General features: G+C 51.4%; 1 protein-coding gene. It reads left to right on the forward strand.

All coding sequences use genetic code 11. The features are described 5' to 3' along the window. A partial coding sequence (locus PR699_RS19360; RefSeq protein WP_272577894.1) for an RHS repeat-associated core domain-containing protein occupies positions 1 to 1,033 on the forward strand: 1,033 nt, incomplete at both ends.

Below are 1,033 nucleotides of genomic sequence, written 5' to 3' on the forward strand. Positions count from 1 at the left end.
CACCCGAGGGCGTATCACCCATCAAGTCGCCCGTCGGATGAATGAATCGGTGTTCACGATGCCGGTCCTTGACCGCCGTTACCGCTGGGATAAGCGCAATCACTTGATTGAGCGCAGTGTCAGTTACGGCCAAGGGAATGATTTATTTACGTCAGGGCACTGGTACTATAACAGCTATCAGTATGACCCCTTAGGGCAATTAATCCAGCATTTAGGCTCGGTGCAAACGGAACATTTTCGCTACGATGAAGCGGCAAATTTATTTAAAGATCGTCAGCAAAGTGCCCTGCATAACCAAGTGCACCACAGCGACCAATTTGATTATCAGTATGACGGTTTTGGGCGCATGGTTTCACGTTGTGAAAAAGGCAGCACTTCCGGACAGCATTATCATTACGATGCAGAGAACCGGATTATTGCGGTCGATATTCACCAAGGCCCACTGGGTTATGAGCGCGCGGAATACCGTTATGATATCCTCGGGCGGCGAATTGAAAAACGCTTATGGAAAGCCAGTGCGATAGCCAATACCCTCACTTACCCCACCCGTGAGCCGGATGAAGTGCAAACCTTTGGCTGGGTGGGGATGGTGCTTACCCATGAGCACAGTAGCACCAAACCGCACACCACGGTGTACCATGCGTACAATGACCACAGTTATACCTCCTTAGCCCGTATTGAGTGCACGGATACCCCCGCCAATCCACGGTGCGCCATCTATTACACGCACAGTGGCTTAAACGGATTGCCGGAGGCGCTCACCAACGGTGACGGTCATCTCGTTTGGCAAGGTCAATATGGTGTTTGGGGGAATTTACAGCGTCAGGCCCGCCCTACCGGTGAGTTTAGCAGTGAACAAAACTTGCGTTTTCAAGGGCAATATTTCGACAAAGAAACCGGCCTGCACTATAATACCTTCAGGTACTACGCCCCAGATTTAGGTCGCTTTACCCAGCAAGACCCTATCGGGTTAGCGGGTGGGTTAAATCTGTACCAGTATGCGCCGAATCCACTGACATGGGTGGACCCGTGG

The organism is Providencia sp. PROV268 (assembly GCF_028477805.1).
GTDB lineage: Bacteria > Pseudomonadota > Gammaproteobacteria > Enterobacterales > Enterobacteriaceae > Providencia > Providencia stuartii.